This is a genomic window from Aequorivita marina (assembly GCF_031631895.2).
GTDB classification, from domain to species: Bacteria; Bacteroidota; Bacteroidia; order Flavobacteriales; family Flavobacteriaceae; genus Aequorivita; species Aequorivita marina.
This window is the reverse complement of record NZ_JAVMBW020000001.1, coordinates 99,771-117,675: the sequence shown is the minus strand read 5'-3', so window position 1 is coordinate 117,675 and position 17,905 is coordinate 99,771. Positions and strand designations below refer to the sequence as shown.

Sequence of the window (17,905 nt, the reverse complement as noted above, 5' to 3'; positions counted from 1 at the left end):
CATAAATACAAAAAATTGGCTCGTGGCTCAACCGAAAAATTGGCACCTTTTATTCACGTTACTTGTCATCTACACGCACGGTGGCAACTATATTGACTCAAATTCATAATTCAAGAAATAAATATAATTATTGGATGACATTCATTTTTGGTGTAAATTCATATCAAAATAAAAATTATGGGAAGGCAAAGTATTTCATTTACGGAACCAAACGATAACTGGTTGAAAAATCAAATTGATAATAAAGAATATTCAAGCAAAAGTGAACTGGTCAATGATTTAATCAGACAAGCTAGAAAACAACAAATTCAAATTGATTGGATTAGTTCTAGACTGGAAAAAGCTGAAAATAGTGGATTTACAAATGACAGTAAAGAACAAATATTAACTCAATCAAAGTCCTTACTTAATGACTAATTATAAATTAAGTAATCTAGCTAAGGAGGATTTGATAAGAATACATCATTATGGAGTGAAAAAAATTGGATTAACTCAAGCTGACATATATTTTAATTCATTCTTTGAGTATTTCGAGATTATAGCAAAACAACCCTTCTCATTTGAATCTGTTGATTTTATTAAAGAAGGTTACAGACGTTGTGTATGTGGTTCCGACAGTATCTATTATAAAATAAATGATGACATTGTAGAAATTATGGCAATAATTGGAAGACAAGATTTGAATAATATTCTGTAACCACAGAAATAAAAATACAGTTGCCAATCAAGTAGACGGCTCCGCCGCTAAATAGGAACGGAGTGCGTACTTCGTAAACTCAGCAACTACCTCTCACACCACCCAGCGTACTGGGCAGTTCATAATCCACCTTTTCAATCGCTCTTTACACCAATTGAAACCAATGCTGGGCACACACAAAAGGCTATAAATAATGCTGCGGTGGGGAATATTCCAAAAGCAATCGTATATTTATGAGGTCGCCAAAACTTTATTTTGGCGCAATACTGAAAATTAGTAAAAAAATAAAGCTTTGGCTAAGTGCCTATTCCAAAATTCAGTGTGGTTTTGGGCGCACTATTCATAGCCGGTCCGTTGCGTACAATTTGGCTGCGTTACCAAGGTTTGGTATATTTGAGTAAATTTTAGGTCAAATGGGAAAAAACACATCAATATCACTCGGGAGTTATTTTGAAGATTTTATTAAAAATGAAGTGAAGTCTGGAAGATATAGTTCAGTAAGCGAAGTAATTCGTTCAGCTTTACGTTTGTTAGAAACGGAAGAAAAAAAAGAAAGAGAATTGATTAAGGCACTTGAATTTGGAGAACAAAGTGGATTTGCTGAAAATTTTGACCCAAAACAAAATCTAGCTGAATTACATCGTAAGCACTTATGAGTATAAACAAATACAGAATAAGTGAACAAGCAATTGAAGATTTAAACGACATTTGGATTTACACTTTTCATAAGTGGTCTAAAAAGCAGGCGGATAGATATTACAATCTAATAATCGGAGAAATTGAATTTATAGCTGACAATTTTATGATTGGAAAATCGGCTGAACAAACTCGAAAGAATTACAGGTATATAAAAGTTAAATCGCATCTGATTTTTTATAGAAAAGTTGAGAATGAAATTGTAGAAATCGTTAGAATTTTACATGAGAGAATGGATATTAAAAAACATCTAGAATAAAAAACTGCACGCAATCGAGTAGACGGCTCCGCTCACTAAATAGGAACACGGATGCGTACTTCGTAAACTCAGCAACTACCTCTCACACCACGCACAGAATCTATCGGTATACGGATTTTCTATTCGGTATTTATTTACTGAATTAGTTGCTTAAACCACGCAACAAACCACATACAAACACGTTGGCAACAAGCTAAGGAAAATCAAATCCCAAAAAAATATTATTTAGATAAATTCGTATATTTGATAAAAATAATAAAAATGAATATCGAAGCCCGTAAAATAGAGTTCATTCAAGAATTTCTAAAACTTCAAAGCGATGAGGCTATTTCAAAGCTCGAAGAAATCCTACGAAAGGAAAAACAACAACTGAATGATAGAAAAATCGAACCAATGTCCGTTCACGAATTGAATAGACGTATTGATAAATCAATGGAAGATTCCAAAAACGGGAGGTTAACGGAAGCAAATGATTTATTGGCTGAAATCGAGGAATGGAGTTAAAAATATTTTGGACAGATTTTGCAAAATCTGAACTCAGAAAAATCTTCAAATATTTAGCGGAAAATGCAAGTCTCAGAATTGCGAAAAATGAAAACCGTAAAATAGTACTTGAAACATTGCGATTAAAAAAGTTACCGGAAATTGGTCAAATAGAACCGAGGTTGGATAATAGAGCAAAAGAATTCCGTTATTTAATACATCAAACTTACAAGATTATTTATTGGATAAATCACGAGAAAAGACGAATTGAGATAATGGACGTTTTTGATACGCAACAATATCCTGATAAAATAAAACGCACGAGATAAAGCCTGCTGCCAATCGAGTAGACGGCTCCGCTCACTAAATAGGAACACGGATGCGTACTTCGATAAACTCAGCAACCACCTCTCACACCACCCCGCGTACGGGTCTTCCCGATGCAAGTTTGGGGACATGCTGTACTGGACGGTTCACAATCCACATTTATAATCGCTCTTTACGCCAACTGAAGCCTATACTGTACTTTTTTAAAAGGCTACAAATTTTCCTTGGGAATCGGTCACCCAATTAGCGGAAAATCAATGCTCCTATTATAATTTCTAGAAAGATTGCGTTCAGTCCTTTGGTTTTACATCAAAGCCATATTTTTGTTATATAAGTTGAAACATAGCAAGTTGTAATGCGGAAATAATTAGATTTTATTATATATTTGATGATGTAGTGGTGATTTGTCGTGTGAGTGAAATGCAGATGTTGTATGATTTTGAGCGATGATATATACCAATATGTTGGCAGAGACAGGAAAAAAATCATCAGCATCAAAGTAACCTTTCCAAATTCACCAATTCTAATATATAGATTTGTATCTTTGTGTGGAAACATTTGAAGATTATGTACGAATGAAAAGATTTGAGGTAATATTTTTGACCGAAGCCAAGGCATTTCTACTAAAGTTGGATGAAAAAAGTCGAGACAAAGTAATCTTCAATATTGACAAGGCTAAAATCAAGAGCGACAAGGAACTGTTTAAAAAACTGAAGGGAGAAATCTGGGAATTTAGAACGTTGTATAACAAAACCCATTACCGGATTTTTGCTTTTTGGGACAAAGAGGGCAAAGCGCAAACTTTGGTTTTGACAACGCACGGGATTATTAAAAAAACGGGCAAAACGCCACAAAAAGAGATTGATAAAGCAGAACGACTAAGGTTGAGATACTTTGAACTTAAAAATAAAAACTAAAATGGCGACAAAAGATAATGAATTGGAAATGTTCACTTTCGACCAAATTAAAGATGAATTCATTGGCGAAATTGGAACCGACAAAAGAACGCAATACGAACAGGAATTACAACTTGAAATCGTAGGCGAAATGATACGTAAAGTTCGACTTGAAAGAAACTTGACCCAAGAAGAATTAGGGAAATTAATTGGTGTGCAGAGAGCGCAGATTTCAAAACTTGAAAACAATACCACAAACGTGACAATGGAAACAATTTTGAAGGTATTCGGCGCATTGAAAGCGAAAGTGAACTTTAACGTTGAGCTTATGAACAACAAAATCCAAAGCGTAGGATAGGGCTACTTCTGCCAACATTGCAAAACGCAATAGCGGAGTTAGTTATTAACCAAAAGTAATTTTATATATCTAAGATCAGTTATTATCCGAAAAATACGTGCGTTAATCCCGCTACTTCGCTTATGCCAAACTATATGCCTTAACGAACATTAAAAAAAGAATGCAAAACTATCGATTAGAAAATAACCGTTTTGAAAAAAATATTAAATTTTTTAAATGGGGTGCTATAATTACTATGTTTCTTGCGATTATGAGAATCGGGTTCGATTCGGATATTTTTAAAGGATCTGCGACATTTGGAGATTTTATATTGACATTGATCCCTGTAGGATTATTTCTCCAATACCGCCAAACTGCAAAGAAATGGGGAGGCCAATTTATAGAGTGGACGGATAATCAAATTATTTTTAAATCAAGAAAATATGATGAAACGACAATCGAAATAGATGATATAGAATCTATTGACATAAAACTTGACATGATCTGTATAAAAACGAAAGAAAAGAATTACGAAATCAACATTGAAGATTATACGAAATATGAAGATAGATTTGAGCTAAAAAGTCAATTTGAGATAGTTAACGAAAAACTAAAGCACAACACTGGTAACCATTGCACAAACCTATAAGCTTCATAAAACCAATCTTATATAAGCCGTTTTAAGAGCGGTTTGCTTAAAATTCCAGCATACATCTGATAAATTAACGCTCTGTAAAACTATGAGTCAAAGAGGTGAAAACTTGGCTGTGTTTACAATGGTCAAAAATATTTGAAGTCAAATTGATTAGGACATAGCATACTTACTTCGAGGGTTTTGGAGTAAGTACTCAAAACCTTTCAGCAACAGAAATAGAACCTTATTAGGAATAAATAACAGATAAAATGGGTAAATTAAACCGAATCACAGACCCCAAGGTATCAACAGTATTTGCGAATTACCCTGAGTTTGTTCGAGCTAAAATGCAACATCTGCGAGGGCTGGTAATTGAAACGGCAGAAGAAACCGAAGGAGTCACTAAATTGGAAGAAACTTTAAAATGGGGAGAGCCAAGCTTTGTAACGAAAAATGGAAGTACCTTGCGAATGGATTGGAAAGAAAAATCGCCAGACCAATACGCTATGTACTTTCAATGTTCAAGCAGATTGGTCAATACATTTAGATTGGTTTTTGACCACAAATTTCAGTACGAAGGTAACCGAGCAATCGTTTTTCAATTAGACCAAAAAATCCCAGAGTTGGAACTAAAGGAATGTATAAAAGCAACTTTAACCTATCACAATGTAAAGAAGCTAATCACATTGGGGATTTAGGAGTAGAACCCAGTGAATAAATTGGTTCCAGGCATTAACTATTTCAACTGTGGCATTCAGGCGCACAACCTTATAATTCCTCATAAAAACAGAATTTAACTAAGCCCATTCTAATAGCGGCTCACTTATATGTATCGGTATCATTCAATTTCTTTGCAAACCAAACTACCGAAAAAAGATCATATTCGGTATTAAAAGCCAATGACTTTCTATTTCCGTATCTTTACAATTACATTTTAAAAAAATCAACAAATAATGAAAAAAGCAATTCCCCTGTTTGCACTCGCCATGGTTATTGTGGCTTGCAACAATGCAAAGGACAAAGAAGATTCCAATCAATCAGCAACCCAGATGAATACAGAAAATCCGTTGCTTTCTGAAAGTACGTTGCCCTATGGTACCCCTGATTTTTCGAAAATCACAGATGACAACTTTAAGCCAGCAATGCTTGAAGGAATAGCAGAACAGAAGAAATCTATTGAAACAATCGCTAATAACGAAGAAGCACCTACTTTTGAAAATACGGTGCTTGCGCTTGAAAAAAGTGGTCAGTTGTTAAACCGATCTTCCCAAGTGTTTTACGCACTTACCGGTGCCCATACCAACGAAACCCTACAAGGAATTGAAGAGGAAATGGCACCAAAATTTGCAGCTCAGAGAGATGAAATTTATTTAAATGAAAAGCTGTTTCAACGTTTTAAAACGCTTTACGATAAAAGAGAATCGCTAGATCTAGATCCAGAATCCTTAAAATTGCTTGAGGAGTATTACGAAGATTTTGAAATAGCAGGAGCCAATCTTTCAGCCGAAGATAAATCGAAATTAAAAGAATACAATTCAAAACTGGCAACGCTTACCACCAAATTTGGGAAAACCTTGTTGGGAGCAAACAATGCTGGAGCCGTAACCTTTACTGATAAAAACGAGTTGGCTGGAGTTGATGCCGATTACCTAAAATCAATAGAAAACGAAGACGGCAAAGGCTGGACGGTGCCGTTATTAAACACTACGCAACAACCCTTGTTAAAATCTATGGATAATAGAGAGAGCAGGGAAAAACTCTTTATGGCTTCCTGGTTACGCGCTGATGGCGGTGCAAATGATACCCGCGGAATTGTAGCGGAAATAGTGAAACTACGCGCCGAAAAAGCCAAATTATTGGGCTTTGATAATTATGCCGAATGGAGTCTTCAGAAAACAATGGCAAAAAACCCTGCAACGGTAAACAAATTTTTTGCAGGTCTTATTCCCGCAGCTACCGCCAAAGCTCAGGTGGAGTCTGATGAAATCCAAAAAATGATAAACTCTAAAGGTGGAGACTTTACTTTGGAACCGTGGGATTGGAATTATTATGCCGAAATGGTTAGAAAGGCGAAATACGATCTAGATGAAGACCAAATAAAGCCATACTTTGAATTAAAGAACGTATTGGAAAATGGCGTTTTCTATGCTGCCGAAAAATTATACGGAATTACTTACAAGGAAAGAACCGATATTCCTACGTATCAAGAAGATGTAATGGTTTATGAATTATTTGAGGAAAATGGAGATCAGCTCGGTCTTTTCTACGCAGATTTCTTTGCACGCCCAAGTAAAAGAGGCGGAGCGTGGATGTCTAACTTTGTAACCCAATCTAAACTTTACGATAAAAAACCGGTTATTTATAACGTTTGTAACTTTCCAAAACCTTCTGGAGACGAACCGGCTTTATTGACGTATGATGAAGTGGAAACTATGTTTCACGAGTTCGGTCATGCCCTTCACGGGTTTTTTGCAGATCAACAGTATCCTTCCTTATCAGGAACTTCTGTTGCCCGCGACTTTGTAGAATTCCCTTCGCAATTCAATGAAAACTGGGCGCTTTATCCCGAAGTGTTGAAAAACTATGCAGTACATTATAAAACAGGTGAAAAAATTCCACAGGAACTAATAGATAAGATCAAAAAGTCTGGAACTTTTAATCAAGGTTATAGTCTTACGGAAAACTTGTCTGCGTCTAATTTAGACATGCAATGGCATACTATTGGGGTAGATAAGAAAATTGACGATGTTGATGCTTTTGAAAAAGAGGCCTTGAAAAACACAAAACTGGATGTGGTGCATGCCGTACCGCCAAGATATAGATCTACCTATTTTGCGCATATTTTTGCAGGCGGATATGCTGCAGGATATTATTCGTATTCCTGGACCGAAATGTTGCACCATGATGCTTACAATTGGTTTGTGAACCACGGCGGATTGACTCGTGAAAACGGACAACGTTTCCGAGAGATGGTGTTGTCTAGAGGAAATACCATGGAGCTCGAAAAAATGTATAAAGACTGGCGCGGTAGCGATCCTAAAATTGAGCCAATGCTAAAAGCAAGAGGATTGAAGTAGAAGAGTTGCCATCAACCTGCCCGTCCGGTGAACGGATGCACGAATGAAATTGAATAAAAAAACCCCGCAAATCAGAGATTTGCGGGGTTTTTTGAATATTTATTGTTAGCTTTTTTTAATTTTCTCACGTCTCACGTCTCACGTCTCACGTCTCACGTCTCACGTCTCACGTCTCACGTCTCACGACTCACGACTCAAACCTCATTACTTCCTCCCCTTCTTCGGGTGAACCAGCTTCATTTCGTCAATTAGGTTTTTTGCACCAGCGTATTTATCAATGATAAACAAGATATAACGAGCATCAACCATAATGTTACGCGATAGAACCGGGTCGTAATAGTAGTCGCTCATGGTTCCTTCCCAAACGCGGTCAAAATTTAGGCCTATCAAGTTTCCGTGCGCATCGATCGCTGGACTTCCGCTGTTTCCGCCGGTGGTGTGGTTGGTTCCTATAAAGTTTACGGCAATCTTACCATCTTCGGCATAAGGACCGAAATCCTTTTCGTTATAAAGATCAATAAGCTTCTGCGGCACGTCAAATTCATAATCGCCAGGAACGTACTTTTCCATTACACCTTCTAAGTGTGTTACTGGCTTATAATAAACGGCATCAGCAGGAGAGTATCCCTTTACTTGTCCATAAGTTACACGCATGGTGCTGTTCGCATTCGGGAAAATGCGCGCATCTTTTGGGCTTAGCTCCAACAAAGCTTTCATATAATCGCGCTCTAGACCAGAAATATTCAGTTTTAATTCTTCATATTTTGGAGCTACATTATTAAAATAGGCATTCGCCATATCTTGAACTACTTTAAAGCCAGGGTCGTTCTTTAACTTGGCAATTACAGTTTCAGCATCACCTTCCATCAGGGCTTTAAACGATTCATAATCTACAAATGCAGAGTTTTGATACACGTTTTTTGTAAGTGATTCAGTATTTAAATTGTTAAAAGATGCTGGAAGAAATTTAGTGGGAACTTCTTCGGCATAAAATGCAATTAAGGCCTCAAAAACTTCTTCATCTACTTTCTTGCTGTAGTTTTTATACTGCCCAGACATTCTATCTACCATATTATCCCTTCTGTCATTAAAGGATTGTTCGCCACGTTTTTCGTAAACGTTAACCAGCTGATAGGCTTGATAGGCAGAGCGAAGCAATTCCACATTTCTTATAGCAGTTTCTATGAAGTATTCCCTTGCCAAGGCATAAGGCTCTAACTGGGTGTAGTAGGTCTCAAACTGTGGCAAAAGTTGGCCATATTCTTCTTGTTTTCCTTTTTTGTTAATTTGAGCAGTAAGGGCGTTTTCTTGCTGTTTTTTAATCCCAACTGCATTTGATTTTTTAAGGCCAAGGGTTTCACCGCGCCATTTCTTCCAATAGTTAGCGATACGTGCAAATTTTGAGGCGTACTGAATTTTAATCTGTGGATCGGCACGCATATATTTATCCTGAACCGCAAGGGCTTTATCGCGAATTGCAATTCGAGCAGGGTTTAAGGTGTTAATTACTTGATCAATGGCAATGGCTGGCAAATACTCATCTGTGGTGCCAGGAAAGCCAAATACTAAAGTAAAATCATTTTCTGCTACGCCATCCAATGAAATCGGTAAGAAGTGTTTTGGAGTATAAGGCACGTTGTTTTCAGAATATTCCGCCGGACGGTTATTTTTATCGGCGTAGATTCTAAAAAGAGCAAAATCGCCAGTATGTCTTGGCCAAATCCAGTTGTCTGAGTCGCTACCAAATTTCCCGATAGAAGAAGGAGGCGTTCCTACAAGGCGAATGTCCTTAAAGGTTTCTACAACAAAAAGCATGTATTGATTCCCTTCATAAAAGGTGCGAACTCGGTTTTCCTGCCAAGCTTCTTTGGGGAACGACTGCGATACAGCCGCTATATTAGCTTTTATTTTTTTCTGTTTCTCGGCTTCGCTCATGGTCTCGGTAATCCCGTTCATTACTTGGGTGGTTACGTCCTCAATTTTAATAATAAAGGTAGCAGTAACACCGGGGTTAGGCAGTTCGTCTTTTTTGTCCATGGCCCAAAAACCATCTTCCAGATAATCGTTCTCTAAGGAAGAGTGACTTTGAATTTGTGAATATCCGCAATGGTGGTTGGTAAGCAACAGTCCTTGATCGCTAATCATTTCGCTGGTACACCCTCCATTAAAATGCACAATAGCATCCTTGAGGCTGGAATTGTTGACGTCGTAAATATCCTTTGCGGACATTTTCATGCCGAGGTTTTTCATTTCGGTTTCGTTCATTCCTTCCAATAGAGAGGGAACCCACATACCGCCTTGCTGGGCAAATAACGGAACTGATAGAAAGATAAAGAGTAAGCGTAATAATTTCATTTGTCTGTGATTTAGGTTTAGGGAATATTTAGAAGTTGTTGTTTTGGTCTTCCTGTTTTTGTTCCGTTGCTACTAGGGTTTCAGATTACAAAGTGCTCCTGCGTCAAAGGCTACGGAGTATAAAGCAAATATAACAATACGTGGTTGATTAGGGAATTTTTCTTTTTTAGAAATACAAGTATTACTGATATTGAACCGCCACTACTTTGATCATTCTTTTTTCACCACCTAGATTAAATGAAACCTCATCGCCTTCTTTATGGCCGGTAATTGCAACCGCTATCGGAGCAACAAAGGCGATTTTCTTTTTATTAATATCTGCTTCGTCAACGCCTACAATTTGAAAGGTGAGTGGCGTCTTCATAGTGGTTATTTTGTAGGTAACCGTCGCGCCAAAACGCACTTCGTCCTTAGGCTGGTTTTTAGGATCTAAAACTCTGGCGGAGGCTATGCGTTCATTCAGCAAATCTAACTTGCCATTTATCACTCCCAATTCAATACGGCGCTGTTGTTCGTGGGTGGTGTCTAAGTTGGTGCGTTCGGCCTCTAGTTGCTCCCGTTCTTTTAGCAATTCCTGCATTCCATTGGGCGTTACGTAATTGGTTGTGCCCTCCGGCAATGCGGCCCGAGGTGGAATAATAGGAGTTTCCTCTTGATCTTCTTCTTTAACAAATCCTCTACTCATATTGAATTAAATTAACGGGTAAGTTAAGAATTATTCGGGAAATGAGTCTATAAAGCTTAACTCAAATCTAGATTTAAATGATGAATGGGGTGAACGGTGAGCGGTGAGAAAAAGTGGCTGTATTCGGTAGAAGTTGGCTTATGTCTGGATTCCAGCTTTACCAAACATACAATTTGTCCTACGTATTATGTCTTAGAATCTTAGATTTAATTTAGTAACAATCAAGTTTCAATTGCTGCTTATGTAACAGCATATCTAGGCTGGTATCAGATTTCTCCTTCAATACTTCTTCTAAAATGTTAAGCACATCGTGCTGCATAGATAGCGAACCGCAGATCATTAAAGTGCCTTCGTTTTCAAGGCGTTGTACTATTGCGTCTTGATGTTGTCTAACCAAATCTTGCACATACTGTTTGTTTGCTTCTCTAGAAAAACACCTGTGTATGGTTAATGTGGGCGCTGCGTTTCCGTTCTTTTTTGACTTCAAAATGTTTTGCTCAAAATATCCGTCATAGATATGGGAAGATTGTTGGTTGCGACTTCCCCAGATTAGATCGATGGGCACTTTTTTGTTTTTCTCCATCATGCCTAGAAAAGGAGCAATTCCCGTTCCGTTGGCTATTAATACAGCTGCAGAAGTGTTCTTCGGAAAATGAAAATGTGTGTTCGGCTCGATTGCCGCTTTGAGGATATTGCCTTTTTCTAAGCTTGCGAGTTGGGATGAAACCTTCCCAAATTCATGTTTTTTGACACTCAATAAGATCTCTTTCCCCATTTTGGCAATGGAATACTGACGCGCATTCCCAGTTTCATTTGGGAAAATAGACAACAAATCGCCAGAAGTGAATTTGCTGCGTCGTTTGGGTTTAAGACGAAGTAAAAACGTGTCGTCCTGGTTTATTGGCGTACGTTCTAAAACTTCAAAATCGAGCTGCTTTAGCTTTTTGCGCTTTTTCTTCGGACGGTCAACAATCAAAGACAGGTCTAATGCTTCGGCATACTTTTTAGTCCACTTTTCAAAATCGGTAAAGTTTTCGTTGTTAATCCGGTAAAGTGGTAAAATAGGATTAAATCCAGCTCCATTCTGTATAACCGAATCTACATCAATAGCAAATTGGCAATAGTCTGGATATTCCAAGGAGCCAAAGCCTACCACCGCGTATTGTATGGGGTTTGGCTGTTGTACGTCAGGGAAATCGTCAATGAAATTCCAAGCGTTTGAAGGTGCTTCCCCTTCGCCATACGTTGAGGTTAACACAACAATATTAGTTGCTTTTGCGAAGGTGGTATATTTATTAAGCTCGGTTAAATACACCTTTTTCCCCGCATTTGTTAGTGCGTTATGAAGGCGGGTTGCAAAATCGTGGGTAGAGCCCATCTCGGAACCAACGAGAATGATGAATTCGCTTTCATCCTTGTCTGAAACTTTTGTGGTGGTTACAGTTTTTTTCCGCCTTTTTAAAAACATCACAAAACCAGAATACATAAAGAAAATCAAGGAAGCACTCGCAAATAATAGTATAATGGACCATAACACGCTGCCTTCGCCCGTGTGCAAAACTAAACTCAGGTTTGAAGCGAGCTTTACAAAAGGGTAGGGGGCGCTACTTTCTATGCGACCTGAAACTTGGTTTACTTTAATTTCCTTGTCGGTTAGGGCAATATGAAATTGTTCTTCTGGAGCGTTGGAAAATGGGAAATCTACTTTTCGTATTTCGGAAAGCTTCGTTTCTTGGAAAAACGGAATTTCGTTAAAGCTATCATAGGTTTTGGTGTCTTCTGAAGCCTGATTGTCGCTATATTCAATTTTGGAAGTAGGTAGTAGTTCAAATTTTTCCAGAGAAAGATACACTCCTGTAATTGATAAGATTACAATAGGAATAAACAACCACCTGCTTAAAATTACGTGGTAGCGCATTTCGAAATACTCCTTTTGTACTTTGGAAAACAGCTTTTTTATACCGCCTTGTCTTTTGGCTAATAAAAACATTCCGGTAACAGCAATTAATAAGAGTAGGAACGACACTAGGCCCACAAAAAACCTACCTATACTTTTTAGAAAGAGCGAACGGTGCAGGTTTGTGGCGAAACTATAAACCTCGGGTCGTTTTTCTACCGTGCCTAATTGTTCCCCAGTTTTGGGATTGATATAAACATCTAAGGTTTCAAAATCATCGGTAAGTACTGAAGCTTTTACAAATTCCGAAGACTCTACTTCCAAAGAAAAGACTTCGTCATAACTTTCTTTTAAGCTAAGAATTGCTGTTGCCAATGAAACTTCATCTAAATCTTCAACGGCATATCCTTTGGCTTGATGCGAGATAGGTTCCACCGCCAAAATAACCCCCGTAACAGCGGCCATTAACAAAAACAGGGAAGAGACAGCAGCCAGGAGTAAATGACTGAACCGCCAAATGGAAATGGTCATTTTTTAGACGTTAGAAATTAGACGTGAGAAATTAGATTTGAGACATGAGATGTTAGATTTGAGTGGTGAGTGGTGAGATTTTCTACTACCATCTACCAACTACCATCTATTTACTTCGCAAGCATACGCACATACCGAATAAAGCCTTTGCCTTCTTTTTTGCTTCTAAGGTTTTCGGCGGTAAGTGGAAATTGGAGGTCTTTCTCAAAATAATCTTTGTCCTCTACCGATGTTTCAAAACGCAAGCTGTAGCCTTTGTCAATTTTATCGGCCGGAACTTGTAAAACGGCAACTGTTCGCTCTCCACCACTGATGGTTTCTCCAGAAATTGCGTCGATGTTTGGGCGGTGTACCCCGTAGAATTTCCACCAGGCGCTAATCTCGCTATACCATTCGGGGTCTTTTCCTTGTACGTATAATGTTTCTTCGTATTCCCCATCTGGATCCATTAAAGAAACAATAACATAAGCACCTTCGCCCGTATAGTTGGTCATCTGGATTAAGCACTTAACCGGTTTGGTTTCTGTTTGTGTAAATCCGGTAAGTAAAAACCCAGTGATTAAAAGCGCTGGAAGTATTTTAAATAGATGTTTCATTTTATTTTAAAAATTTCAATTCTACATTATTTTTTTGCAACAATTCATTTTCGCTAGCCAGATCATACGCAGTTTCCTCAAAATCTGTTTTTGCGTCTTTCTTGGCGCCAAGAGTGATTAAATACTTCATCATTTCATCATCTTCTGCTTTCATTGCTGCTTGGTGCAAGGCGGTCATTCCTTCAGCGTTTACTACATTTACATCAATGTTAAGCTTATAAGAAGCAAGTTGCTTTAAAAGGTTTAGGTTGTTGGTTTTGGCTGCAAGGTGATAAAGGGTATTGCCTTCTCCTTGAACTGTATTTAAAGCGACTTCTTTTTTCTGAAGAAGCTCTAGTTTTGTGTTAAACTCCGTTGGTTTTTTTGTGTTGAAAGATTCCAGCAAATAATAAGCCATATTGTTTCCATTTGCATCTTTTAAGGAAATATCGGCACCTTTTTGCAATAAAAGCTCTACAACATCAACGCTGTTGTTGGCGTACGCAAGCATAAGTGCAGTTTGCCCCTTGTTGTTTTTATGATCAATATTTTTAACCTGTTTAGAAAGCAGTTTTACAATCTCCAAATCATTTTTAGAGGCAGCGTTTAAAAACGGAGTATTACCATCACTATCTTTTTGCTCAACCTTAACACCTGCCTTAAGAAAAAGTGTAAAAATTGCTGGGTCGGTATTGGTATAGGCTATTCGGTGTAATGGCGTGCTGCCGGAATTGGTTACGATATTAGGCTCCAATCCAAGGTTTTTTAAATACTCATATACCGGAAGCGAATTGCTAAAACCGCGGGTTCCCTGTGCTGCAAACATAAAAGCGTTTCCACCATTTTTGTTTAGGCTTTTGTAATCGACACCTTTCTTGACCAATTGCTTTAATAAGCGAACATTGCCTTTACGGGCGGCATAATTAAAAATACCGTTTCCGTTTTTGTCCGTGCTATTTAGGGCTATTCCTTTACTGATAAAGTAATCGAGGTCTTTTTCGTTTTCCAAAAATGGAGCAACAAGCAAAAGTACATTAGCACCATCTTGGTTTTTTTCGGAAGCGAGGTTTACACCGTTTTCGATAAAAATATCATAAACTGCGGTATCGGCCTGTCCTGAGTTTGCTGCAAAAGTCAATGGCGTATTGCCGCGACTATCCTGCGCTGTGGTAGAAGATCCTTTCTTTAATAAGGTTTTGATTATTTCCGTATGTCCTGCGTAAGTAGCCCAATGCAAATAAATACGACTATCGTGGGTGCGCTTATCAACGCTATTGCCTTCTAAGCTTAGAAGATATTTTATAACGTCGGCATTGGCTTTTGCAAGAATGGCATTTGTGGTAGCATCAAAACCGTTGTTGTTAAAGGCAACGGGATCCATGCCTTCTGTGATTTTTTCCTTCACGGTATTTAAACTCGGGTTCTCGTTCCAGAAACTACGATCGTGGAATACGTTTTTTTCCTGTGCTAAGGAAGTGAAGCAAATAAGGAAAACTGAAATTTTGATTATGTGTTTCATTGATATAGGTACATTTATATGTTGTTTTTTAATAATATTCCTTCTTGCTTTTTATATAACACGAAGGTGTTGAGGTCTTACTTTTTTACAAAGGAATCGATAGCCTCGTCAATAGACGCTTTATCGCTATAGTTCTCGTCGTCAAACAAAAATTTGTACAGCGGCTTGTTGCTTACTTTTTCTTCTAACGAAAGATCTTGGTCCCGATCAAATATTTGGTCCCATTTTGTGCGAACCTTTGCCCATTTTTTATTGTGTTCTTTCCACCACTGAGCTGCAGCTTTGCAACGGCTATCCGCTACTTTTACATAGGTGTTATATCCTTTTTCTTTGGCCAAAATTATATCTTCCTCACCTTCTTTACGAACTACCTTCTCATTGTCTTGATCGTGAATCCAGCCAAAATCGGTCAGCTCCACTCTATTGCCACGCACGGTAACATTATAATCGCTACGGGTTGTATATTCACGTCTTGGCAAAGGTGCATCGGTTGTGTTTTCCCAATAATCCTTACCGTCAACGTGTACCCAAGAGCCGGAACCTTCATAACGCGGACTGTCATCTACCTGAAATACTTTTTGGGTCCATTGCCCTTTTACCTCAGAAGCTGATTTTTGAATATACTTCCAGGTGTTGTCAACGTCATACGTGTATAGGTCTGTGTTTTCATACAGCCAATCTTGGCGCCAGTGTTTTATAATCATGGGGTCGGCCGGATCGCCAACTTGAAGTATATGCTGGATTACGATTTTATCGTCTTCATCGGTAATTAATTCAGCCCATTCCAGGCCACCTGTAATTTTTTTTGGGGAAGGTTTATATAATGAATCTTTACTGTAATTGAAGGTTTCGGCAAAGTTGAAGCTTACCTCATAGCAACCACACATTTCTTTTATTGATTTTTTATCGCGTTCTTTTTTGTTCTGTGCCTGAAGTAGCATTCCTGAAAAAAGAAGGCAGGCCACTATTATTATGTTTTTATTCATCTTGTAGGTTTACTATAAAAAAATGTCTAATGCCGGTCAATCTATGATTCCATGGTAGCGCGTAATACGGTTTATGCAACAATTGAATAGTTTTCCCGAACGATGCAAAACTAAATCTTATTGTTATTTAGAACAAATAAAAATAGACTTAATTTTAAAATTAATAATGGACTTTTTGGTGTTATTTCATAAGATTTAGAGTAATCTTAATATTGTGTTTAGCTAACGTATTCACTTTCCTTAGTTTGAAGGTGATTCGAGTTGGATCTAGCACAAAACAGATTGATATAGTTTTAATAGCAAGCTTCAATCTTTATTTAGCGAGAATTTAATGGGAAAGAGCTATTTCGTTATCAGGTCTCTAGTTTCTTAATATATTTGAAGTCTATAAACTTATCTGCTTCATAATATTCCTTTCAGTTAAATGCGAATTAAATCCTTCCTTTTTTTGATAAATAGCTTTAAGATCATTGGTTTTTCATTGCTTTTCGCATTAAACTCTCTCAGCTGCAACACAAACTTTTGGCAAGATAAAACGGGAGAAGTTTCAGAAAGAGTATCGAAAAAATCATTCCCAGAATTTGAGGTTTCAGGAACTTCTTTTTCAGACACTTTAAAAATTTCAAAAAACACGTCCTTAAGGCTGGCATCCTGGAACATCCAACACCTAGGTCGCACCAAAACCCCAGAAGATATTTACGAAATCGCCAACACTCTTCGCCATTTTGATATTGTTGCCGTTCAAGAAGTAGTGGCTAAAGATCCAGCTGGGGCACAGGCCGTGGCCAAGATTGCCGATGAACTGAACAGAATGGGTTTTAAATGGGACTACCAGATTAGCGACCCGACCAAAAGCCCTTCGGTGTATATCAGCGAGCGCTATGCATTTCTGTGGAAAACCGCTAAAGTTAGTATCGTGAATCGGGCGTATTTAGATTCGGACTTGGAAAAATTATGCTATCGCGAACCTTTTATTGCAGCTTTTAAGAAGAAAGGAAAGTCGGAGCCGTTTTATGTGGTAAACTATCACTCACGAAAATACAACGATAGGCCAGAGGAGGAGATTATTCATTTTCTCAATTATCGTGAACGTTTAGAGTCAAATAGAATACTGATTGCAGGCGATTTCAACCTCAGTGAAAAGCATGCTGTTTGGGAACCCTTTTATCGTAGAGGTTTTAAAAGTGCCTTGCAAAACCAGCGAACCACTTTAAAAAGAAAATGCAAAAATGGGGAATACCTCAGTCACCCTATCGATAATGTTTATTTTTCTTCTGGTATAAAAATGGTTCAAGCTCAAAGTGTAGATTTTATGAGAACTTGTAAAAATCTAAAACGTGCTCGCGAAATTTCTGACCACTTACCAGTTTATATTGAATTTAAAATCGGAGATAATGAAAACTAAAATATTCTTACTACTATTGCTCACCACCACAGCGCTGGTAAACGCCCAGCAGAAGGATTTTGAACTTCGTACTAGCTTATCTTTTACTAAGTCTGAAACTTTAACGGTAGAAAATTTAGCCTTTCAAGCTATTTGGGATGATAAACTAAGCTATTCAGATAATATTGGATATTATGGAGGAATTGCCGAAATGAGGGTTTTTAAAGACAATCAACATCTTCAAACGATAAAAAACATTGAGGACGGTATTGCACTTGGAAAAATAAATTTTGAAGTATTTGATTACAATATGGATGGTTATTTAGATTTTACTGTTCCAATAGACTGCGGGCGCTCCTGTAATTATTCCTATTATTTGTACAACTCCGAAACAAAAAAGTTTGAGCATAGAAAAGAGTGGGATTACCTACGAATCCAGAGAATGAATAAGGATAAGAAACAGATTATATCCCAACCTGATGGTATGAAAAATAATCGAAAAAATTATCAAGTTGATGGCCTGAAACTAATTGAAATAAAAAAATAAGAATTTTAAAACTAGTTTTG

Annotated in this window: 19 protein-coding genes; 13 read left to right on the top strand and 6 right to left on the bottom strand. The window is 37.7% G+C overall.

Features of this window, described 5'->3' with window-relative positions:
- The first annotated feature begins 177 nt into the window (after window positions 1-177).
- The 11 genes from QPK98_RS00475 (at window position 178) to QPK98_RS00425 (ending at window position 7,406) form a co-directional block, all read left to right on the top strand.
- Entirely contained in the window at window positions 178-417 is a 240-nt protein-coding gene (locus QPK98_RS00475; RefSeq protein ID WP_310991047.1) for a ribbon-helix-helix domain-containing protein, read from the top strand.
- Window positions 410-697: a type II toxin-antitoxin system RelE/ParE family toxin gene (locus QPK98_RS00470; protein ID WP_310991046.1), complete on the top strand. Its 288-nt coding sequence runs from the start codon at window positions 410-412 to the stop codon at window positions 695-697. Before QPK98_RS00475 ends, QPK98_RS00470 begins: the two co-directional genes overlap by 8 nt.
- Before the next feature lie 413 nt (window positions 698-1,110).
- Window positions 1,111-1,353 (top strand): type II toxin-antitoxin system ParD family antitoxin, encoded by a 243-nt coding sequence (locus tag QPK98_RS00465; RefSeq protein ID WP_310991044.1) that lies wholly within the window; start codon window positions 1,111-1,113, stop codon window positions 1,351-1,353.
- Entirely contained in the window at window positions 1,350-1,652 is a 303-nt protein-coding gene (locus QPK98_RS00460; protein ID WP_310991042.1) for a type II toxin-antitoxin system RelE/ParE family toxin, read from the top strand. Before QPK98_RS00465 ends, QPK98_RS00460 begins: the two co-directional genes overlap by 4 nt.
- 261 nt (window positions 1,653-1,913) lie before the next feature.
- Window positions 1,914-2,156, top strand: a complete 243-nt coding sequence (locus QPK98_RS00455) for a hypothetical protein (protein ID WP_310991041.1) — start codon at window positions 1,914-1,916, stop codon at window positions 2,154-2,156.
- Window positions 2,147-2,464, top strand: coding sequence for a type II toxin-antitoxin system RelE/ParE family toxin (locus tag QPK98_RS00450; RefSeq protein WP_310991039.1), 318 nt, complete (start codon window positions 2,147-2,149; stop codon window positions 2,462-2,464). The genes QPK98_RS00455 and QPK98_RS00450 overlap by 10 nt, the downstream gene beginning before the upstream one ends.
- A 573-nt stretch (window positions 2,465-3,037) precedes the next feature.
- Complete coding sequence (locus QPK98_RS00445) at window positions 3,038-3,379, top strand: type II toxin-antitoxin system RelE/ParE family toxin (protein ID WP_310991038.1); 342 nt, start codon at window positions 3,038-3,040, stop codon at window positions 3,377-3,379.
- Window position 3,380: 1 nt separating this feature from the next.
- Complete coding sequence (locus tag QPK98_RS00440) at window positions 3,381-3,716, top strand: helix-turn-helix domain-containing protein (RefSeq protein WP_310991035.1); 336 nt, start codon at window positions 3,381-3,383, stop codon at window positions 3,714-3,716.
- A 160-nt stretch (window positions 3,717-3,876) separates the two neighbouring features.
- Complete coding sequence (locus QPK98_RS00435; protein ID WP_310991034.1) at window positions 3,877-4,344, top strand: hypothetical protein; 468 nt, start codon at window positions 3,877-3,879, stop codon at window positions 4,342-4,344.
- Window positions 4,345-4,598: 254 nt separating this feature from the next.
- On the top strand, window positions 4,599-5,027 hold the full coding sequence (locus QPK98_RS00430) for a DUF1801 domain-containing protein (protein WP_310991031.1): 429 nt from the start codon (window positions 4,599-4,601) through the stop codon (window positions 5,025-5,027).
- Between the two features lie 255 nt (window positions 5,028-5,282).
- Window positions 5,283-7,406, top strand: coding sequence for a M3 family metallopeptidase (locus QPK98_RS00425; protein ID WP_310991029.1), 2,124 nt, complete (start codon window positions 5,283-5,285; stop codon window positions 7,404-7,406).
- A gap of 204 nt (window positions 7,407-7,610) precedes the next feature.
- Here the strand turns inward: QPK98_RS00425 and QPK98_RS00420 are convergent, their stop codons facing one another.
- The 6 genes from QPK98_RS00420 to QPK98_RS00395 all read right to left on the bottom strand — a co-directional run bounded on the left by QPK98_RS00420 (window position 7,611) and on the right by QPK98_RS00395 (window position 15,954).
- Complete coding sequence (locus QPK98_RS00420) at window positions 7,611-9,761, bottom strand: S46 family peptidase (protein ID WP_310991028.1); 2,151 nt, start codon at window positions 9,759-9,761, stop codon at window positions 7,611-7,613.
- A 181-nt stretch (window positions 9,762-9,942) separates the two neighbouring features.
- The gene (locus QPK98_RS00415) at window positions 9,943-10,446 is read right to left on the bottom strand and encodes a GreA/GreB family elongation factor (RefSeq protein WP_310991027.1); all 504 of its coding nucleotides are present in this window, start codon (window positions 10,444-10,446) and stop codon (window positions 9,943-9,945) included.
- A gap of 211 nt (window positions 10,447-10,657) precedes the next feature.
- Window positions 10,658-12,874, bottom strand: coding sequence for a PepSY domain-containing protein (locus tag QPK98_RS00410; protein ID WP_310991025.1), 2,217 nt, complete (start codon window positions 12,872-12,874; stop codon window positions 10,658-10,660).
- Between the two features lie 110 nt (window positions 12,875-12,984).
- Window positions 12,985-13,470 (bottom strand): DUF2271 domain-containing protein, encoded by a 486-nt coding sequence (locus tag QPK98_RS00405; protein WP_310991024.1) that lies wholly within the window; start codon window positions 13,468-13,470, stop codon window positions 12,985-12,987.
- Window position 13,471: 1 nt separating this feature from the next.
- Window positions 13,472-14,968, bottom strand: a complete 1,497-nt coding sequence (locus tag QPK98_RS00400) for an ankyrin repeat domain-containing protein (RefSeq protein ID WP_310991022.1) — start codon at window positions 14,966-14,968, stop codon at window positions 13,472-13,474.
- A 77-nt stretch (window positions 14,969-15,045) separates the two neighbouring features.
- Entirely contained in the window at window positions 15,046-15,954 is a 909-nt protein-coding gene (locus QPK98_RS00395; RefSeq protein ID WP_310991020.1) for a DUF6607 family protein, read from the bottom strand.
- A gap of 448 nt (window positions 15,955-16,402) precedes the next feature.
- Between QPK98_RS00395 and QPK98_RS00390 the strand changes: the two genes are divergently transcribed.
- Together QPK98_RS00390 and QPK98_RS00385 are read left to right on the top strand one after the other, a co-directional pair.
- Window positions 16,403-17,359, top strand: a complete 957-nt coding sequence (locus QPK98_RS00390; RefSeq protein WP_310991018.1) for an endonuclease/exonuclease/phosphatase family protein — start codon at window positions 16,403-16,405, stop codon at window positions 17,357-17,359.
- Window positions 17,349-17,885, top strand: a complete 537-nt coding sequence (locus tag QPK98_RS00385) for an XAC2610-related protein (RefSeq protein ID WP_310991017.1) — start codon at window positions 17,349-17,351, stop codon at window positions 17,883-17,885. The genes QPK98_RS00390 and QPK98_RS00385 overlap by 11 nt, the downstream gene beginning before the upstream one ends.
- Window positions 17,886-17,905 lie beyond the last annotated feature (20 nt).